The organism is Bradyrhizobium sp. LVM 105 (genome assembly GCF_003957705.1).
Taxonomy (GTDB): domain Bacteria; phylum Pseudomonadota; class Alphaproteobacteria; order Rhizobiales; family Xanthobacteraceae; genus Bradyrhizobium; species Bradyrhizobium frederickii.
In genome coordinates this window covers 183532-202891 of sequence record NZ_QZMV01000013.1, presented here as the reverse complement: position 1 = coordinate 202891, position 19360 = coordinate 183532, and the positions used below count along the sequence as shown (strand labels likewise).

16 protein-coding genes are annotated in these 19360 nt (G+C 65.3%); 9 read left to right on the top strand and 7 right to left on the bottom strand.

Features of this window, described 5'->3' with window-relative positions; all coding sequences use genetic code 11:
* Positions 1–167 precede the first annotated feature (167 nt).
* The gene (locus D6B98_RS29570; RefSeq protein WP_126260552.1) at positions 168–1271 is read right to left on the bottom strand and encodes a glycosyltransferase family 4 protein; all 1104 of its coding nucleotides are present in this window, start codon (positions 1269–1271) and stop codon (positions 168–170) included.
* Between the two features lie 164 nt (positions 1272–1435).
* Between D6B98_RS29570 and D6B98_RS29565 the strand changes: the two genes are divergently transcribed.
* Positions 1436–2311, top strand: a complete 876-nt coding sequence (locus tag D6B98_RS29565; RefSeq protein WP_126260551.1) for an aldose 1-epimerase family protein — start codon at positions 1436–1438, stop codon at positions 2309–2311.
* A 48-nt stretch (positions 2312–2359) separates the two neighbouring features.
* Here the strand turns inward: D6B98_RS29565 and D6B98_RS29560 are convergent, their stop codons facing one another.
* Together D6B98_RS29560 and D6B98_RS29555 are read right to left on the bottom strand one after the other, a co-directional pair.
* A complete protein-coding gene (locus tag D6B98_RS29560; protein WP_126260550.1) occupies positions 2360–3208 on the bottom strand; it encodes an MBL fold metallo-hydrolase in 849 nt (282 codons plus the stop codon).
* Between the two features lie 308 nt (positions 3209–3516).
* Positions 3517–4677 carry an acyltransferase family protein gene (locus D6B98_RS29555; protein ID WP_126260549.1) on the bottom strand — a complete coding sequence of 387 codons (1161 nt, stop codon included), beginning with the start codon at positions 4675–4677 and terminating at the stop codon, positions 3517–3519.
* Positions 4678–4952: 275 nt separating this feature from the next.
* On the opposite strand from D6B98_RS29555, the gene D6B98_RS29550 reads away from it, so the two are divergent.
* Entirely contained in the window at positions 4953–5789 is an 837-nt protein-coding gene (locus D6B98_RS29550) for a response regulator transcription factor (RefSeq protein ID WP_126260548.1), read from the top strand.
* A gap of 9 nt (positions 5790–5798) precedes the next feature.
* Here D6B98_RS29550 and D6B98_RS29545 read toward each other — a convergent pair whose 3' ends face one another.
* Complete coding sequence (locus tag D6B98_RS29545) at positions 5799–6551, bottom strand: transglycosylase SLT domain-containing protein (RefSeq protein ID WP_126260547.1); 753 nt, start codon at positions 6549–6551, stop codon at positions 5799–5801.
* A gap of 49 nt (positions 6552–6600) precedes the next feature.
* Positions 6601–7737 carry an alpha/beta hydrolase family protein gene (locus D6B98_RS29540; RefSeq protein WP_126260546.1) on the bottom strand — a complete coding sequence of 379 codons (1137 nt, stop codon included), beginning with the start codon at positions 7735–7737 and terminating at the stop codon, positions 6601–6603.
* Positions 7738–7958: 221 nt separating this feature from the next.
* Here D6B98_RS29540 and pgm point away from each other — a divergent pair, with 221 nt between their 5' ends.
* From pgm to D6B98_RS29515, 4 genes are all read left to right on the top strand, one after another.
* Positions 7959–9605, top strand: a complete 1647-nt coding sequence (gene pgm / locus D6B98_RS29535) for a phosphoglucomutase (alpha-D-glucose-1,6-bisphosphate-dependent) (RefSeq protein WP_126260545.1) — start codon at positions 7959–7961, stop codon at positions 9603–9605.
* 319 nt (positions 9606–9924) lie between these two features.
* Positions 9925–10974, top strand: coding sequence for an aromatic ring-hydroxylating dioxygenase subunit alpha (locus D6B98_RS29525; RefSeq protein ID WP_126260544.1), 1050 nt, complete (start codon positions 9925–9927; stop codon positions 10972–10974).
* 3 nt (positions 10975–10977) lie between these two features.
* The gene (locus D6B98_RS29520; protein WP_126260543.1) at positions 10978–11730 is read left to right on the top strand and encodes a GntR family transcriptional regulator; all 753 of its coding nucleotides are present in this window, start codon (positions 10978–10980) and stop codon (positions 11728–11730) included.
* An 11-nt stretch (positions 11731–11741) separates the two neighbouring features.
* On the top strand, positions 11742–12722 hold the full coding sequence (locus tag D6B98_RS29515; protein ID WP_126260542.1) for a PDR/VanB family oxidoreductase: 981 nt from the start codon (positions 11742–11744) through the stop codon (positions 12720–12722).
* Positions 12723–12924: 202 nt separating this feature from the next.
* Here the strand turns inward: D6B98_RS29515 and D6B98_RS29510 are convergent, their stop codons facing one another.
* Positions 12925–14886 carry a putative bifunctional diguanylate cyclase/phosphodiesterase gene (locus tag D6B98_RS29510; protein WP_126260541.1) on the bottom strand — a complete coding sequence of 654 codons (1962 nt, stop codon included), beginning with the start codon at positions 14884–14886 and terminating at the stop codon, positions 12925–12927.
* A gap of 703 nt (positions 14887–15589) precedes the next feature.
* Between D6B98_RS29510 and D6B98_RS29505 the strand changes: the two genes are divergently transcribed.
* Entirely contained in the window at positions 15590–16582 is a 993-nt protein-coding gene (locus tag D6B98_RS29505; protein WP_245481482.1) for a hypothetical protein, read from the top strand.
* A 19-nt stretch (positions 16583–16601) separates the two neighbouring features.
* Here D6B98_RS29505 and D6B98_RS29500 read toward each other — a convergent pair whose 3' ends face one another.
* A complete protein-coding gene (locus D6B98_RS29500) occupies positions 16602–16967 on the bottom strand; it encodes a nuclear transport factor 2 family protein (protein ID WP_126260540.1) in 366 nt (121 codons plus the stop codon).
* A gap of 100 nt (positions 16968–17067) precedes the next feature.
* On the opposite strand from D6B98_RS29500, the gene D6B98_RS29495 reads away from it, so the two are divergent.
* Together D6B98_RS29495 and D6B98_RS29490 are read left to right on the top strand one after the other, a co-directional pair.
* Positions 17068–17658, top strand: coding sequence for a TetR/AcrR family transcriptional regulator (locus D6B98_RS29495; RefSeq protein ID WP_126260539.1), 591 nt, complete (start codon positions 17068–17070; stop codon positions 17656–17658).
* 52 nt (positions 17659–17710) lie between these two features.
* Positions 17711–19336, top strand: coding sequence for a GMC family oxidoreductase (locus D6B98_RS29490; RefSeq protein WP_126260538.1), 1626 nt, complete (start codon positions 17711–17713; stop codon positions 19334–19336).
* Positions 19337–19360 lie beyond the last annotated feature (24 nt).

Sequence of the window (19360 nt, the reverse complement as noted above, 5' to 3'; positions counted from 1 at the left end):
GCGATATTGGGGCAGCGATGTGGTGATGTTGCGCCAAGCCCATTGCGCGCGCGATTGTCACGGGAATGAAACATTTCGTGGAACAACGCTGGGGCGTCCGCGTTGCACCCAGTTGCAAATCGTTTGTGCGAACACCGATGCGCGCGATAGGTGAAGTGCATTGAACTTCAAGCAGCACTGGCAACGCTAGCCGGTGGTGCGAGATGGTCGAGCAGAGACTTGGCCGACTTTTGCCACGAATAAAATGCGACGCGTTCCTGCTGCCGTCGCCGTTCCTGGTCCGAGATTGCGCCGGCTGCCAATCTTTCGAGCATGAGTTGCTTCAATGCTTCGGCATCATTGGCGTCAAAATACGCAGCCGCATCGCCGCACGTCTCTACAACCGCATCAGCCGTCGAGGCGATGACCGGGCAACCGAAGATCATGGCCTCGAGTGGCGGCACGCCAAAACCCTCATAGAGCGAGGGAAACACGAATGCCGATGCATGCGCATAGAGCGCGGCGATCTCGCTGTCGGTCAGTCGTCCGGCCAGCAGCAGCCCGGAAACCCCGTGACCCGAATTATCCTGAAAGACCTTGCTGTTATCTCCTCCGACGATGACCAGCGGAACGTCTTCCCGATCGAGCAGCTGAACAGCGCGGATCGCCACGGCCAGATTCTTGTTCTTGGTCTTCGAGCCGACGAAGAGGAAGAACTTCTGCGGCCGAACGCCCAGTCTGGCAAGAATCCCGGGATCGGGCTTCGTCGCCGCGAAGTGTTCGGCGCTGTTGGGAAATACCGGAATGCGCGATGCCGATAAATTCAGCACTTGGGCAAGCTCTCGGCGGGAAAAGGCCGACACTGTTGCGATGGCTGCGTTGCGGGCGAGCAGTCGACCCATTGTCCGATGGACGGTCAAATAGCGCCAGTTGAAGAAATCCGGCCTGCGAAAGACCTGAGCGTCGTGAATCACGACAATGTGGTCGCGATGGAGGACGGGGCCGGAATTGGCCAGACTGATCAGACGGCCCCCTGCCGCGGCGCGCGCCAGATCGATTTGGTCCCAGGCATGACCATGCAAGCGGCCGACGGTGCGGATCTTGATTCGTTGGAGATCGAGGCCCTCGCTTGCATCCGCTGGTGTCAGCAATTGCCAATCCGCGTTCCGCAGCGAGGCAGCAGTTTGCTCCGACGCCAGGAGCGCGTCGATCGCCTTGACCATTTCAGCGGCATAACGCTGAACGCCAGTGAGCTTTTGCGACAGAAACCGGCCGTTGATGAAGAACTTCAATTGGCTACCATGGGGTTCATCGGCTTTCGGGTGGTGGACCGGCCCCACAGGAGCAATCGTTAGGTACGGAAATATGACGCTGCGCTCCGCCGGGCGCCAAAACGCTTCGATGGCACGAGGGGCGCCGCCTTGCTGCGTGTGGGGGCGCGGTGTAGATGTCGGCCATGAGTGACGATACCCACACTCTCCGCAGCGGCGGACTTACCACCACCATCAAGGCGTACGGCGCCGAGCTGTGTTCGTTGAGGGACGCCACCACCGAATTCGTCTGGCAGGCGGGACCGGAATGGCTGCGCCATGCGCCATTGCTGTTCCCGATCGTCGGGCGCCTCGCCAAGGACGAGTTGCGGCATCGGGGCAAGACCTACCGGATGACCCAGCACGGCTTTGCGCGCGACAGCCGCTTTGCGTGGACGGAGCGCGGCGAGAGCCGCTGCGCGCTGGTGCTCGAGGACAGCGAGACGACGCGTGCGCTCTATCCGTTCGCGTTCCGGCTGACCGCAACCTATACGCTCGACAGCGCCGGCCTCGATCTGACGCTCACGATCGCCAACACCGGCAAGGAGACATTGCCGGCTTCGATCGGCGGTCACCCCGCGTTCAACTGGCCGCTCCAGCCGGGACTTGCCAAGGAGAGCTATTCGCTGACCTTTACGAGCGCGGAATCGTCTCCCGTCCGCCGCCTCGATGGCGGATTGCTGCGCGTGGCAACGGAGCCGAGCCCGGTCAAAGGTGCGGTGCTCCCTTTGTCCGAATCCCTGTTCACCGACGACGCCGTCATTTTCGACCGGATCGAGAGCAACGCGGTCCGCTATGCCGCGCCCACCGGCCCCTGGCTCAAAATGTCCTGGCGCGGCTTTCGCGAGCTTGGGGTCTGGTCGAAACCATCTGGCGCGCCGTTCCTCTGCATCGAGCCCTGGCGCGGTTATGCCAGTCCGGCCGGATTCGACGGCGAGTTCAGCGACAAGCCCGGCCTGATGCACATCGCACCAGGAGCCGAAGAGCAATTGTCGTTCCGGATCGAGGTCGGATCGTCCTGATGCCCGGAAGGCGGCCGCGCGCATCCGTTGCGGACCGAGCGACGGCCCTCAGACTTCGATCCGCGTGAGATCCTCGCCGAGCACGACAGGGCCCGAATAGTCCTGCCTGACATCTTCGAGCAGCGCGTTCAGCATGGCATCGTTGGTGCGCGGCCGGTGATGGGTCAGCGCGAGCTTCTTGACGCCGGCCTTGGCCGCCACCTTGCCGACGGTGTCGCCGCAGGCGATCGTGAATTTCGCAAGGCGGCGAAGGTGCTCGTTGTTGATCTCCGGCGTTGCGAGGAAACAGCACTGGACCAGCAGGTCGGCCCCCTGTGCCAGCCGCTCGAGCCCGGGGCAGGGGACTGTGTCGCCGGAAATTGCAATCACCTTGCCCTCCGCTTCGAAGCGGTAGCCGAGACACATCCATCGCGCCAGGAAGGCCGGCTGCATGTCGAGGCCATCGCCATGCGAGACCAGCTCGGCGCTGATCTTCCAGCGTCCGGTGTCGAGAACGGGACCCGGTATGATGTCCGTCGCGACGACGGGTTTCCAGCCGCCAAGGGTCGGCTCGCCCTGATCCCGCCAGGCGATGTCCTTGTCGTAGACCTGCGTGATCAGCGCGTTGACGAGCCGCTCGGTATCCGGCGGTCCATAGACGCGCAGCGCGTCCTTGCGTCCGTGCATCCATGAATTCAGCATCACATCGTAGAGGTCGCCGATGTGGTCGAAGTGATGGTGCGTGAGAAAGACCGTGTTGATCGCGCCGAGGGGAACGCCGGCCTTGCTGAGCTGCAGCACGACGCCGCGGCCAGCGTCGAACAGGATATTCTCGTCACCGAGCTTGATCAGCGTGGTCGTCGCCATGCGGCGCGGGTCCGGCCGCGGGCCGCCGGTGCCGAGCAGTATGACCTCCATGATGCCCACTCCAGCGTGAAGACTCTTCACAGTAGATACGAAGGCGGCCATGAAGCAAGCCGCACCGGAGTGGCAGAGCAATCGCATATGGGAGCGATCTCGCCTGTGGCCATCCTTCGAGACGCCCGCCTTCGGCGGGCCCTCAGGATGAGGACCGAGTGCGCAGCGCCAGTTTCAACGAGCACAATGATAGTTAGCCTCATCCTGAGGAGACCGCGAAGCGGTCGTCTCGAAGGACGAGGCGTGCCCACAGATCCCTCAAAGCGCCATAAGCGATAGCCTTGGGGCGGGTGAGGTAGGGGCCTCGTTCAGCTCATGCCGGCCGCAGTGGCGGCGATGGCTGGCCGGAGGCTTGACCGGCCCGACGGCGCCATTGTCAGGCGATGCGCCAGGTCCTGCGCGCGCCGCTCGACCAGATGCCATGTCGCGCGGGCGACGAGATAGCTCAGCGCGGCGGTGACGGCATAGGCGATGAGCAGTGAGATCAGCCCGTCCGCGAGCGGCCAGAGCTGACGCAGGCCATAGATCACCGCGAAGTGCGACAGGTACATCGAATAGGAATTGCGGCCGAGCGCTTCGAGCGGCTGGAAGCGGACGGCAAGCTTGATGCAACCTGTCACCAGCGCGGCGAGCACGAGATTGATCATGAGATAGTTGAATTCATGCGAGCCGGTGGCGCGGTCGGCGACGAAGGACAGCGCGATGAAGACGGCGAAGATCGCGGCGTCGGATCTGGTGAAGCCGTCGCGCAGCGAGAAGTACAGCGCGCATCCGATCAGGAACACCGGAAGCTGGTTCAAAAAGCTGAGATGCAGCGTGGTCCAGACGAACCCCTCGTGGCCGGGACCGTAATAGGCCGAGAACAGCGCGAAGGCCCACGGTTTGAACAGGCAGACATTGACGAGATGCAGCACGATCGCCAGCGCGAGATAGAGATGACGGCGCGACCCGAACGCGGTGATCAGAAGCGGGAAGACGAGATAGAACGTCATCTCCGCCGCTATCGACCAGTCGCCGGGCACCACGCTGTTGACGCTGTCCGGCCAGAAGCCGTGCAGGAACGTCGCGGTCAGGATCACTTGAACCGGCCCGATACCGCCAGGCGCATTGTCGTTCGGCCCGGTGCCGTTGATGGCGAGGTAGATCGGGATCGCGAGCCAGAACAGCGGCGCGATGCGAAGGAAGCGCCGGATATAGAACTTGCGGGTCGGATGCGTCTCGCCGCTGCGCTGCGTCCACATCAGGCACATCGTCATGGCGCTGACGAGGTAGAACACGTTGACGCCGGTCCAACCGCACATGAAGGCGAAATCGACGGGGCGGATGTTCGACGGAAATGCCTGCGAGACGTGGATCGCCATCACGCCGGCGATGGCGAGGCCGCGCAGCAGGTCGAGCGTGTGCGACCGAGCGAACGGCGGGGTGTCCAGTTCGGTTCGGCCGGCAGCCAATCGGGTCTGCTCCTGCATCACGCCTGCTCCGTGGTTCTCTTTGTGCAGGCCAGACAATAGAGGCGCAGGAGGGCTTTCCGAAGCCGAAGGCTTTCTTTACGTTAACCGGCGGGGGCCCTGCGGCGAAAGTGCGGGACCGCTCACCACGGCAGCGGCTCTCCTGCGCTTTGATGCGCCGAATGAGAATTGTGGGCCAATTCATACTTAATGCGTCAAGACCATGACCAATATTGTCTGCGCGTCGCAACGCGCCTAATACTCAGGCGGCTCATTTCGGGGGGCTCGAGCAAGTCGTGAATGTCCGTTCACATGACAGCGCATTGCGCGGCGGCTTGAATTTCCAAGGCGGGCCGCAGGCCATCCAAGGCGGGCCGCAGGCAGACAGGACACCCATGACCGTGGTTGACTCCGCACCTCGGGAATTGCGTCCGGCCGGCCGCGAGCGGCTGATCGTCGTCGAGGACGATCCGGTGACGCGGACCATGCTGGTCGGCTATTTCAGCGACAACAATTTCGACGTCGTCGGCGCCGGCTCCTGCGCGGAATGCCGGCAGGTGCTGCGCGGGCGCACCGATCTCATCTTCCTCGACGTGCAGCTGCCCGACGGCGACGGCTTCGAGCTCGCCAAGGAGATCCAGGCGACCAGCAACGCCGGCATCATCTTCGTGACGCGCCGCGACACCGACGTCGATCGCATCCTCGGCCTCGAGATCGCCGGCGACCATTACGTCACCAAGCCGATCAATCTGCGCGATCTGCTCGCGCGCGCCCGCAGCGTGCTGCGGCGGCGCTCGCTCGACCGCAAGGCGGCGCGCAACCACAATTCGATCGCCTTCGGCGACTGGATCATCGACCTGACCCGGCGCGAATTGCTCGGCAGCGACGGCAAGCCGGTGGCGCTGACGCGCGCCGAGTTCGATCTGCTCGCCGCGCTCGTCGGCGCCGACGGACGGCCGCTCAGTCGCGACTATCTGATCGAGGTCGTCAGCAACCGCCAGGCCGAGGTCGACATCCGCACGGTCGACGCGCTGGTGGCGCGGCTGCGCCGCAAGCTGATCGGCAGCGGCACGCCCGTGATCGCGACTGTGACCGGCGTCGGCTACAAGCTCGCGCTCAGCGAGCGGCTGTAGGGTATCGCTTCAACGCGATGCGACGCGCTTCCATTTCGCCGCGATGCGCGCCTTGATCTGGCTGACCTTGGCCTCGTGGGCTCCCCAATAGGCGCGGCTGGCGGCCGCGGTGCCTTGTCGATAGCGGGCATAGACGGCTTTGGGCTGCACCGACACCTTCGGGCGGCTCGCCGGCTTTGCCGGAGCCGCAGCCGCGATCGGGGGCGCCGGATCCGGAACAGCCGTCGCTTCGGCTCCGGCCAAGGTCGAATTCATGGCGGCAAGGCGGTTGCGGGCCCGGTTGCAATAGACCTGCGACCGCGGCGTCATCGCTTCCTCGCCATGGCCTGCCCGGTACTTCATGAGAGCGCGGCAGATGTCCCCGCCGGCCAGACGCCAGGCCTGACTGAGATAGAGCACCCCATAATGGATGTTGATGTCGGGTTCGGCGAGTTCCGCCTCGCTGCCCCGAAAACCCAGCATCGCCGCCGTCTCGGGCCGGACCTGCATCAGGCCGATCTCGCCGACGCTGCCGATGACGGCCGAATTGTAGCCGCTTTCGACGAAGACGACCGCTTCGGCGATATCGGCCGGCAAATTGGTGCTTGCGGTCTCTCTCTCGATGATCTTCCGGATCAGGGCCCGGGATGACGGCGTTTCGCCTGCGCCGAGCTCCGTGTTGCCGTCTGCGGCGTGCGCGCAGAGCGGGGCCGACACCAGCAGGGCGACCGCCACGGTCCGCCACGCCGCGCAAAGATGCAAGCCTGCCCGATCCCACAACATCGCTCCGTCATAGTGCGCCGGAGTTAACAAAACGGCTCCCGCGCGGCGGCTAGCGCGCGCGGGCACTCTGATCCGTGGGGATCGTCTGCGACGGGTCGGCCAAGTGGTCGTCGATCGCATAGAGCGTGCATGTAGGCGACCATTTCAGGCAGGCGGCGAGCGAGTCGCGCTGGGCCTCGTCGGCCGTGCTGCGTCCCGCGCGCCAGCCGTAGCCGCCGTTCGGGGACACCGCGAAAGCCTTGTGCGGCTGCATGTTGGCGAGATAGCGCGCGAACTCGGCCCGCGCGGCCTCGTTGAGCTGGCGCGGCGGCGGCAAGGAATCGGGCGGGCTCAGGATGTCGCGGCCAACGAGGGCGCGCTCGCGCAGGAAGGCGTCGACATAGGGCGTCCATTGCGGACGGCCCGCCACTGAATAGAGATAGTGACCGTCGTCGCCGTAAGCCGGCGCCGCGATGAATGTCGCGTTGCCGCCACCGGCGCGAAACCCGTCATGGAGGCGGCGCGCGAGCTCGGGGCCGAAGTAGGAATCGTTCGCCGCATAGACCCAGAGCGTCGGCACGCGCGAGGTCTTGCCGAAGGCGGTGAAAGCCTGCACCAGCCCGTTCGGATTGCAGACGTCGTCGTCGTCGCGCGAGCCGCGGCCGCCGGCGAAGTTGATCGCGGCGACCAGACCGGACGGGGCCTGCGCGGTGAGCGCGATGGTTGCGAGTCCGCCGGCGGAATGGCCGGCCGCGATCATGCCCGACGTCGTCACATCGGCCCGGCGCGCCATCGCATCGATCGCGGCGCGCAGATCGGCAACCGCGACCGCGGCTGCGGGCAAGTAGGCGGCCTTCGCGCAACCGCCGACGCTGTCGACGCGTCCGCCGGGCGAGGTGCCGTAGCCGCGCCGCATCACGATCAGCGCCGCAAAGCCGCGCCGGGCATATTCCAGCGCGATGCCGTAATATTTGTGCGCGGACATCGTCGCGCGGTCGTCGAAGCTGCGCGGCGAGCCGTGGCTCAGCAGCGCCAGCGGATAGCGCTTCGCTCCTGCCGGGCGGACCAGAAAGGCCTCGAGCCCCTGCGGCCCCGCCTCCGCCATGGGGATGCGCAGGTCCTCGGTGTAGAACTCCGCGGCGCGCGCCGGCGCCACCGCCGCGACGAGGCCGGCGATCAGCAGAAGCAGCTTGCGCAGGAGAGCCATGGGACGATTCGACGGGCTTCGATGCCGTGGAGCATAGCATGATCCCGTAGCCCGGATGAGCGAAGCGACATCCGGGTAGATGGTCCCGCATGTCGCTTCGCTCATGCGGGCTACGGTACTCGCTCAAAGGAACGCCTGCCCGGTCGCGCGTGTTGAGCCCTCGGCGCGAGCCCGGTTATGGTGCTCCGCTATCTCTGTTGCGACAGAACGAGGATCTTCCAGTGGCTGATGTTCATCCCGCGGCGGGCAAACAGGCTTCGCCGGACGCGCTCACCAATATTCCGCGGCTGGTGACGGCCTATTTCGCCGGCAAGCCCGATGCCTCCGATCCCGCGCAGCGCGTGGCGTTCGGCACCTCCGGCCATCGCGGCACCTCGTTCAAGAACACTTTCAACGAAGGCCATATTCTCGCGACCACGCAGGCGATCTGCGACTATCGAAAGGAAAAGGGGCTGACCGGCCCGCTCTTCATCGGCATTGACACCCATGCGCTGGCCGAGCCGGCGCTGGTCAGTGCCGTCGAGGTGTTCGCCGCCAACGGCGTCGACGTCATGATCGACAAGGACGGCGGCTACACGCCGACGCCGGTGATCTCGCACGCGATCCTCACCTACAACAAGGGCCGCACTGGCGGCCTTGCCGACGGCGTCGTCATTACGCCCTCGCACAACCCGCCGGACGATGGCGGCTACAAATACAATCCGCCGCATGGCGGCCCGGCCGATACCGATGTCACGGGCGTGGTCGAGAAGCGCGCCAATGCCTATCTCGCCGACGCTCTCAAGGGCGTCAAGCGCATGGACTATGCCAAGGCGCTGAAATCATCGAACGTCCGCGCCAGCGACTTCATCACACCCTATGTCGCCGATCTCGGCAACGTCGTCGATCTCGAGCTCATCAAATCCGCCGGCATCAAGATCGGCATCGATCCGCTCGGCGGCGCCGCCGTGCACTATTGGCATCCGATCATCGAGCGCTACGGCCTGAAGGCCACGGTGGTGAACGAGGCGATCGATCCGACCTTCCGCTTCATGACGGTGGATTGGGACGGCAAGATCCGCATGGACTGCTCCTCTCCTTACGCGATGGCGAGCCTGATCGGGATGCGCGACCGCTTCGACGTCGCCTTTGCCAACGACACCGATGCCGACCGCCACGGCATCGTGACCCGATCCGGCGGCCTGATGAATCCGAACCATTATCTGGCGACCGCGATCTCCTACCTGTTCGCGCACCGTCCGAACTGGAGCAGGGATGCCGCGATCGGCAAGACCGTGGTGTCGAGCTCGATCATCGACCGCGTCGCCGGGAAGCTCGGCCGCAAGCTGGTCGAGACGCCGGTCGGCTTCAAATGGTTCGTCGACGGCCTGCTCACCGGCGGCTTCGGCTTCGGCGGCGAGGAGAGTGCGGGCGCCTCGTTCCTGCGCCGCGACGGCACGGTGTGGACCACCGACAAGGACGGCGTCATCCTCGGCCTGCTCGCCGCCGAGATCATGGCCAAGACCGGCCGCGATCCTAGCCAGCTGTTCGGCGATCTCACCGCCGAGTTCGGCGTGCCGCATTACGCCCGCATCGACGTCGCCGCGACGGGGCCGCAGAAGACCATCCTGAAGTCCGTCACGCCCGAGCAGCTCGGCCTCAAGGACCTCGCCGGCGATCCCGTCCGCGCCACCTTGAGCAAGGCGCCCGGCAACGGCCAGCCCTTCGGCGGCATCAAGGTCGAGACCGATTTCGGCTGGTTCGCGGCAAGGCCGTCGGGCACCGAGGACGTCTACAAGATCTACGCCGAGAGTTTCCGCAGTCCCGAGCACCTGAAGAAGATCCAGGAAGAGGCGAAGGCGGGGCTGGCGAAGGTGTTCGGCGCGTAGCTGCGGGGCGCAAGCCTTTCCTAGTCTCCCGGCTGGTGGGCCGCATCCTCCGCTTGGGCGCACTCACCGCCGGGGCCGCACTCACCGCTGTCATTCCCCGCGAAGGCGGGGAATCCAGTACGCCGCGGCGGTCATTTGCTCAGACAATTTCCGCTGCGGAGTACTGGATCGCCCGCCTTCGCGGGCGATGACGCCGGAGTGAAGGATGTATACACGGAATCGCTTTAAGGTATTATGATACGCCTATTTTGGCCTTGAAACATCTCACTTCTCAGCTATTGTATACATAACGCATACATAAGCCGTGGGAGTGAGACCGATGACAAAGCCCTTCCCGATGAACGCCTGGTACGCCGCTGCCTGGGATGCCGAGGTGAAGCCGGCGCTGTTGCCGCGGACGATCTGCGGCAAGCATGTCGTGATGTATCGCAAGGCCGACGGCTCGGTGGCCGCGCTGGAGGATGCCTGCTGGCATCGCCTGGTGCCGCTGTCCAAAGGCCGGCTCGAAGGCGACACCGTCGTCTGCGGCTATCACGGCCTGAAGTTCAATGCGCAGGGCCGCTGCACCTTCATGCCCTCGCAGGAGACCATCAACCCGTCGGCCTGCGTGCGCTCCTATCCTGTGGTCGAGCGCCACCGCTACATCTGGCTCTGGATGGGCGATCCCGCGCTGGCCGATCCCGCGCTCGTCCCCGACCTGCACTGGAATCACGATCCGGCCTGGGCCGGCGACGGCAAGACCATCCACGTCAAATGCGACTACCGCCTCGTGCTCGACAATCTGATGGACCTCACCCACGAGACCTTCGTGCACGGCTCATCGATCGGCAACGAGGCGGTCGCCGAGGCCCCGTTCGACGTCACCCATGGCGAGAAGACCGTCACGGTGACGCGGTGGATGCGGAACATCGAGCCGCCGCCGTTCTGGGCCAAGCAGCTCGGCAAGCCCGGCCTCGTCGACCGCTGGCAGATCATCCGTTTCGAGGCGCCGTGCACCATCGCGATCGACGTCGGCGTGGCGCCCGCCGGCACCGGCGCGCCGGAAGGCGACCGCTCGCAGGGCGTCAACGGCTTCGTGCTCAACACCATCACGCCGGAGACCGAGAAGACCTGCCACTATTTCTGGGCCTTCGTGCGCAACTACCAGCTCGGTGAGCAGCGCATCACGTCCGAGATCCGCGAGGGCGTCTCCGGCATCTTCCGCGAGGACGAATTGATCCTCGAAGCGCAGCAGCGCGCCATGGACGAGAACCCGGACCGCATCTTCTACAACCTCAACATCGACGCCGGCGCGATGTGGTCGCGCAAGCTGATCGACAAGATGGTGGCGAAGGAAAGCGCGCCGCAGCGCCTTCAGGCCGCGGAGTAGGTCATGGCCGAGCGTGAGGTCGACCGCTCCGTCTCGCAGACCGTGAAGGCGCAGCTCGCGCTGCGCGACCAGATCCTGTCCGGCGCCTTGCGTCCGGGCGAGCGCATCTCCGAGCTGCAGGCGGTGGAGACCACCGGCGCCTCGCGCACCCCGGTGCGCATGGCGCTGGTGCGGCTGGAAGAGGAAGGCCTGCTGGAGGCGATTCCCTCCGGCGGCTTCATGGTGAAGGCGTTCTCCGAACGCGACATCTCCGATTCCATCGAGCTGCGCGGCACGCTCGAAGGTCTCGCCGCGCGCTTCTCGGCCGAGCGCGGCGTCTCCGCGCGCGAGCTCGAGCCGCTGAAGGAGTGCCTGGCCGCGATCGACGAATTGCTGCGCCAGGTGCCGATCTCGATCGAAGCGTTCTCGTCCTATGTCACGCTGAACGCGCGCTTCCACGCGCTGCTCACCGAATTGTCGCGCAGCCCGCCCTTGATCCGCCAGATCGACCGCGCCTCGGCGCTGCCGTTCGCATCCCCCAGCGGCTTCGTGATGGCGCAATCGGCGCTGCCGGAGGCGCAGCAGATCCTGATCATCGGGCAGGAGCACCATCGCGTCGTGATCGACGCCATCGAGAACCGCGAAGGCGCGCGCGCCGAGGCCGTCATGCGCGAGCATGCGCGGCTCGCGGTGCGAAACCTGCGGCTCGCGCTGCGCAACCGGACCCATCTCGACCTCTTGCCGGCGCTCGCGCTGATCAAGACCGCAACCGATTGAGGGCAGTCACCATGCGCTTCATCGAAACCTGGATTCCGGCGACGCTCGTGTCGACGCGCGATCTCGCTCCCGGCATCCGCGAATTCCTGATCAGGCCGGATCAGCTCGACGTCACGGCCTATCCGGTCGGCAGCCACATCAATGTCAGCGTCACCATCGACGGCCAGCCGGAGACGCGGTCCTATTCGCTGGTCGGCGAGGCCTCGTCGCATGGATTCAGAATTGCGGTGCGCCGCGCCGAGGATTCCCGCGGCGGCTCCCGCTACATGTGGTCGTTGCAGCCGGGCGCGCGGCTCGACATCACGCAACCCGCCTCGCTGCTCGCCGTGGACTGGACGCGGCAGAACTATTGCCTGATCGCCGGCGGCATCGGCATCACCCCGATCCTCGGCGCGGCGCAGGCGCTGGCGCGCCGCGGGTCGGATGTCATGCTGCACTATGCGGTGCGCTCGCGCAGCGAGGCCGCCTATCTCGACGAGCTCGCCGCGATGCTTGGGGATCGCCTCGTCGTCCATGCGAGCGACGAAGGCAAGCGGCTCGATCTCGACGCGCTGTTCGCCTCCGTCCCCAAAGGTGCACTTGCGCTGTTCTGCGGCCCGATGCGGCTGCTCGATGCCGCGCGCCATGCCTGGATCGGCGCCGGCCATCCGCTGCCCGACCTGCGCTACGAAACCTTCGGCTCCAGCGGCACGCTCCCGACCGAGGCGTTCCGTGTGCGCTTGAAGGGCTCGAATGTCGAGCTGGAAATCCCGCGCGAGCGTTCGATGCTGGACGTGCTCAACGCCAGCGGTCACGACGTGATGTACGACTGCAAGCGCGGCGAATGCGGCCTCTGCGCCATCGACGTGGTCGAGGTCGACGGCGAGATCGACCATCGCGACGTCTTCTTCAGCGACCATCAGAAAGAGAGCAACCAGAAGATCTGCGCCTGCGTCTCCCGCGCGCGAGGGACGATCACCGTGGACACGCTGCTCCGGGCGGACGCGATTTGAGCGAGAGCTTGTTGCAAGAAATGGACGGCGCCGCAGGCTCCTAGCCTCTCCCGCTTGCGGGAGAGGTCGCGCCGAAGGCGCGGGTGAGGGCTCTCTCCTCTGGGGCAGCCCCACTGTGGAGGCACCCTCTCCCCGACCCTCCCCCGCAAGCGGGGGAGGGAGCGCACCTCCCGCCTTGCTGCACGCGGGCCACATAATTTGCCTACGCCGCGAAGGTCGCCCGAAGCTTACTCCTCTCGAGCAGCGCCAGCACGCCGTCCGCCGACACCGGGCGGCTGATCAGGTAGCCCTGAATCTCCTCGCAGCCGATCTGCGTGAGATATTCCAGCTGGTCGGCGGTCTCGACGCCTTCGGCGACCACGCCGATGTCGAGGTCGCGCGCAAGGCCGATCACCGATTTCACGATTGCCGCGCAGTCGCGCTGCACCAGCATGTCGCGGATGAAGGACTGGTCGACCTTGATACGGCTGAACGGCAGCTTGCGCAGATAGGTGAGGGAGGAGAACCCCGTCCCGAAATCGTCCAGCGCCACGGTGACGCCGAGCTGCAGCAGCGCGTTCAGGACCGGCTCGGCCAAGCCGTATTTCGACAGCAGCATCGATTCCGTGATCTCGATCTCGAGCCGGTGCGGGGCGATCTTCGCCTCGCGGAGCGCCTGCACGATGATCTGGAGGATGCCGGCGTTGTGAAACTGTGCCGCGGAGAAGTTCACGGCGACCCTGATCTCGTCGGGCCATTTGGCGACCGTCGCGCAGGCGCGGCGGATGACCCATTCGCCGATCTCGTGGATCAGGCCGGTCTCCTCCGCGATCGGGATGAATTCGCTCGGCGGTATCAGTCCGCGCTCGGGATGTTGCCAGCGCAGCAGCGCCTCGAAGCCGGTGATCCGGCTTTGGTCGAGGTCGAGGAACGGCTGGAACACCAGGAACAGCTCGTTTCGCGCAATCGCGCCCTCGAGGTCCGATTGCAGCGCCTTGCGATCGCGTGACACCTTGTCGTCGTTGGCCTCGAAGAAGCAGATCGTGCCGGGCCCTGCCTTCTTGGCGCGGTAGAGCGCTGTATCGGCGTTCTTCATGATGTCGAGCGGCGCACTGCCGTCGCGTGGCGCCAGCACGATGCCGACGCTGGTGGCGCCCACGATCTGGCGGCCCTCGATGCGGAACGGCTCGTCGAAGGCCGCGACGAAGCGCTCGGCGATCTCGAGGGCGTCTTCCGGGCGCGCCAGATTGGCCATCACCAGCGCGAACTCGTCGCCGCCGATGCGCGCGACATGCTCGGCGGCGCGTGTGCAGCGTTGCAGGCGGCTTGCGACCTGGATCAGGAATTCGTCGCCGGCGGGATGGCCGAACTTGTCGTTGACCTCCTTGAAGCGATCGAGATCGAGCAGGAGCACTGCAAATTCCTCGCCGGACAGCGCCAGTCGCTTGAGCGCGGCCTCGAGCGTCTCGTTGAAGGCGACGCGGTTGGGCAGGCGGGTCAGGGGATCCAGCCGCACCGTGCGCTCCGCCTCGATCTGCCGCGTGACGCGCCGCGCGAACGAGAACGAATTGACGAACACGCCGCGCAACAGCACGCTGCCGTAGACAACGACGAGGAAGGCGATCAGGACAAAGGCCAGATCGCCGTTCCTGCCGAGGCAGATGGCGATCCCGACGAAGATCGGGGCCGTGAAGGCGATGGCTGCGATCGGGATGGTGGCGAAGGCGAGCGCGCCGCCGGCCAGCATGCCCGAGCACAGGCAGGTGATGACGAGCTGGCCGCCGGCCGAGGCGTCGGCAAAGAAGGCGACGGGGACGATGCCCCAGGCGGCGCCAAGGACGAAGGCATTTCGCACCAGCCGGTGCATGGCGCGGCGCGAGACGAATTGCGGCTTGGTGATGCGGCGCGCGGCGCGGGATTGCAGGCCGAACGCGATCGCCGCGCTGGCCACGGCGGCGGCCCAGACCAGGGCGGAGATCCGGTCCGGCGACTGCCACAGCGCGATGGCGAGCACGATGGCGTTGCAGGCATTGCCGAGCATGATGCCGACCGAATAGCCGAGCACGAGCGACATCTGCTCGGCGCGGATATGACCGGCCACGGCTTCGTCGGTCGCGGGAGCGCCGAACGCCGACAGATCGCCGGCAAACAGCCGCGCGAAATAGGTGGTCAGTTGGGTCCGCATTCCAGAGCCTGCATACGCCGTTGGTCCGGCTCGGTGCGGAGAATTCGCCGCAAACCTTTGACGAACTATGAATTATCCTCGGCTGCGGGGGCCGGCGCGACCACTTCTGCGTGTTCGTGCAAGAGTATCGATAACAAAATCGATACAAATGCGAGATGGCTGAGCAAGGCTGGCGTCCAACTCCGCTGTCATGTTCTGCGAAAGCGGCATCCAGTACGCCGCGGCTTCTCGGTCCAGTTCACAGGCGTACCGGATCGCCCGGTCCAGCCGGGCGATGACACCGAAGTTGGGGAAGCATCTTGGCGCCTCAGCTTCTTCGGATAGTCATGCGCCCGCTCCTCGATCGGCCTTTTGCCGCACCCTCGGCCGGGCAGGGCTATCGCATGTGATTGACACGGGGACTGTCTAGGCTTGCTCCGCCTCTCCCGCTTGCGGGAGAGGCCGACGCGCTCGCAGAGCGCGGCGGGTGAGGGCTCTCGCCGCGTAGGGACGCCCTCACTTATTCTCAACAATCGCTGCGCGGAGACAGCCTCTCCCCAACCCTCTCAGCGCGAGCGAAGCTCGTCGCGCCCCGCAAGCGGGGGAGGGAGCCCACTGCCGATGCCGCTGCATCCTGCACATCATATGCGATAGCCCTGCTCGGCCGGGGGGGAGACGTTCTCCTCGCTCGCGTGATACGTTTCGTGGACCGACCAGGCCAAGCGTGCGCCGCGTCGGCAACGGATACGTTTGCGCTCCCAAGGGCCTGTCCATGAGCGAGCCTTCAGCCGATGTTTCGGCAACGGTCGAATACACGATGGACAAATGGCGGATGGATCGCCTTCCCTGGGCGATGTGGGCTTGCGTCGCCGGCCTTGCGATCGCGCTTCACGCCGAGAGCCGCGGCCAGAGCGGAGCGGCCTTGGCCGCCGTCTATCTGGCTCTCCTGGGTCTGGCGTTCGCAGGCTATGCACTGACGACCCTGATTGGACGGTCAGGGCTGCCATTGCTTCTGGAATTGTTGATCGGCGTCCTTGTCCTGAGCATCGTCGCCGGCGTGATCGGTGTGATCAGCGTGTTGGTCGGCGGGCCAAGCGGACGCTCCAGCTATGGCGGCGTCGTGCCCAGTCTCTATTGGAGCCGTCTCGTGAATCCATCGCTGAATGTCTTCGGCTGGATGCTGCTCTATCTGGGCTTGGGATGGATCGCGTTTTCAGCTTACCGGCACCTCTACGCCGACCAGGCGGTCGTCTCCATGTCCGCCGCCGGCATCCGGTTTCACAGGCCTTGGCTCAAGGGTCTCTTCATTCCCTGGCACGAGGTGCGCGGGGTGGGCCATCTCGTCGTTCCCGGCATCTCGGGGGTGCCGTACGTCAGTCCATACGCTGCGGCCGTCACGGTCGGTCAGGATTTCTATGAGCAGCATATCGCCCCGAAGCGCAGCTTCTTCGCGCCGCCCGGGTCTGAAGCCATGTTCCAGCCGAAAGGCGAGATGATGCAGGTGGTGCTGAGCGGCGGCGACATGACGGTCAAGCCGGAAGATTTTCTCGGGCCTGCCGAGGCGCGATGGAAAGCATTCCGGGATCAACCCGGGTCGTCATCCCGGAACGGCGGCACCATCGTCTATGGACGGTGGTCGATCACTGGCTCTGCGTGGCAGGCCGTCTGGTTTCTTGCGCCTCTCATCGGCATGGCCGTGGTTATGCTGTACCGGTAGTGGCAATTTCCGCAAACACTCAGCGTCCGAGCTGTTTCGGATCGTAGAAGAAGCGCTCCTCGATGATCTCGTTGCCTCGCCAGGTCTGCCAGGCGATCTCCTCCAGTGTCCGCGTCACGCCGTCAGTGTTGGTGAAGGAGAATTTCCAACGGCTGGCGACAATGTCGCCATCGATCAGGCTTGGGCCGATGCGCACGGCAGTCACAGTCTTGAATGCCGCCAGCACGCCACGCTCCTTGTCCGCGAGCTTGTCGCGCCCGACCACCGGCTCGGCGAGATTCTCGTAGGTCGCGGCATCCGGCGTGTAGTAGTCGAGGATGGCTCCGACGAAGTCGCCATCCTCCAGCCTCTTTGCGAAAGCTTCGACGATCTCACGACTCGGCACGAGGCACCTCTGGAATAAAACCGACTGTTAGTCGGTAAATACCGACTGACGGTCGAAAAGTCAACTGGCGGTCGGCAGATGGTTGGATTAGACGAGAGCCATGGCGAAACAGGCGGAGCGGCGGGCGGCGACATCGGAAGCGATCCTGGCGGCGGCGCGCCGCCTGTTCGGGACGCAAGGCTTTGCCGCCACCACCATGGACGAGATCGCGGAGGCAGCCCGCATCGCCAAGGGTGCGGTCTATCATCACTTCAAGACCAAGGAGGCGGTGTTCGAAGCCGTGTTCGACCAGGTCTCGCGCGACCTCGTCGTGGAGATCGATGGGGCCGCGCGCGCGGAGAAGGACGTGCTCGCCGCGATGGTCGCCGGCACCCAGCATTACTTTGCCGCGACCGCGCAGGGGCCGACCGGCCAGATCATCCTGCGCGACGGCCCGGCGGTGCTCGGCTGGGAACGCTGGCGCGAGATCGACGCCAGGCATTTTGGCGGCAAACTGCCGCGAGCACTGTCGGCGGCGATGGACGCGGGCCTGATCGCGCGGCAGCCGGTCGAGCCCTTGGCGCGGCTGCTGCTTGGCGCGGTGACCGAGGCCGCCGTCGCCTGCGCCGGGCGCGCCGATATCGCAAGGGCCGGCGCGGAATATGCCCGTGCGTTCAAGTCGCTGATCGAGGCGCTGCGCGCCAAGGCATGATCGTGCTAGTGACGAACCGGAACGCCCGCTCCAACAAGAAGAATAGCAGCGCATGAACGCAAACTCCGCCCTTATGCCGTCCGATCCCGAATTCGATTACATCATCGTCGGCGCCGGCTCTGCCGGCTGCGTGCTGGCCAACAGGCTGTCGGCGAACGGTCAGCACACCGTGCTGCTGCTCGAGGCCGGGCCAAAGGATTCCAACATCTGGATCCATGTGCCGCTGGGCTACGGCAAGCTGTTCAAGGAGAAGAGCGTCAACTGGATGTACCAGACCGAGCCGGAGCCCGAGCTGAAGGGCCGCCAGGTGTTCCAGCCGCGCGGCAAGACGTTGGGCGGCTCGAGCTCGATCAACGGCCTGCTTTATGTCCGCGGCCAGCACGAGGATTACGATCGCTGGCGCCAGCTCGGCAATACCGGCTGGGGCTATGACGACGTGCTGCCCTATTTCAAGAAGGCCGAGAACCAGTCGCGCGGCGCCGATCAATATCACGGCACGGGCGGACCGCTGTCGGTCTCCAACATGGTCGTCACCGACCCGCTGTCAAAGGCCTTCATCGACGCCGCGGTCGAGAGCGGTCTGCCCTACAACCCTGATTTCAACGGCGCCACGCAGGAGGGTGTCGGGCTGTTCCAGACCACGACGCGCAACGGCCGCCGCGCCTCGACCTCGGTGGCCTATCTCGGCCCGGCCAAGGCGCGCAGCAATCTCAAGATCGAAACTGGCGCGCTCGGCCAGCGCGTGCTGTTCGAGGGCCGCCGCGCCGTCGGCGTCGAATATCGGCAAGGCGCGCAAATCCGCCGGGCCCGCGCGCGAAGAGAGATCGTGCTGTCGAGCGGCGCCTACAACTCGCCGCAGCTGCTCCAGCTCTCCGGCGTCGGTCCGGCCGATCTCCTGCGCAAGCACGGCATCGATGTCGTACTGGACGCGCCGGGCGTCGGTCACGACCTCCAGGACCACATGCAGGTCCGCATCGTGATGCGCTGCTCGCAGAAGATCACGCTCAACGATACCATCAATCATCCGCTTCGCCGCACCATGGCCGGCGCGCGCTATGCGTTGTTCCGGAAGGGATGGCTGACGATTGCGGCCGGCACCGCGGGTGCGTTCTTCAAGACCAGCCCGCGGCTCGCCTCGCCCGACATCCAGGTGCATTTCCTGCCGTTCTCGACCGACAAGATGGGCGAGAAGCTGCACGACTTCTCCGGCTTTACGGCGTCGGTATGCCAGCTTCGCCCCGAGAGCCGGGGTTCCCTGCGCATCAAGAGCGCGGACCCGACGGTGCCGCCGGAAATCCGCATCAACTACATGTCGACCGAGACCGACCGCACCACCAACGTCGAAGGCATCAAGATTTTGCGCAAGATCCTGAACGCGCCGGCGCTGAAGCCGTTCGTGATCAGTGAATACGATCCCGGCGCGAAGGTATCTACGGATGCCGAAATATTGGATTATTGCCGCGAGCGCGGCAGCACCATCTACCATCCAACCTCGACCTGTCGTATGGGCAACGACCCGCTCGCGGTGGTCGATCAGCGGCTGAAGGTGAGAGGGCTCGAAGGCATTCGGGTCGTCGACGGCTCGATCATGCCGGACCTCGTGTCGGGGAACACCAATGCGCCGATCATCATGATCGCCGAAAAGGCCTCCGACATGATATTGGAGGATGCGCGTTAATTCGCGGCTCGAAAGGACAACGGC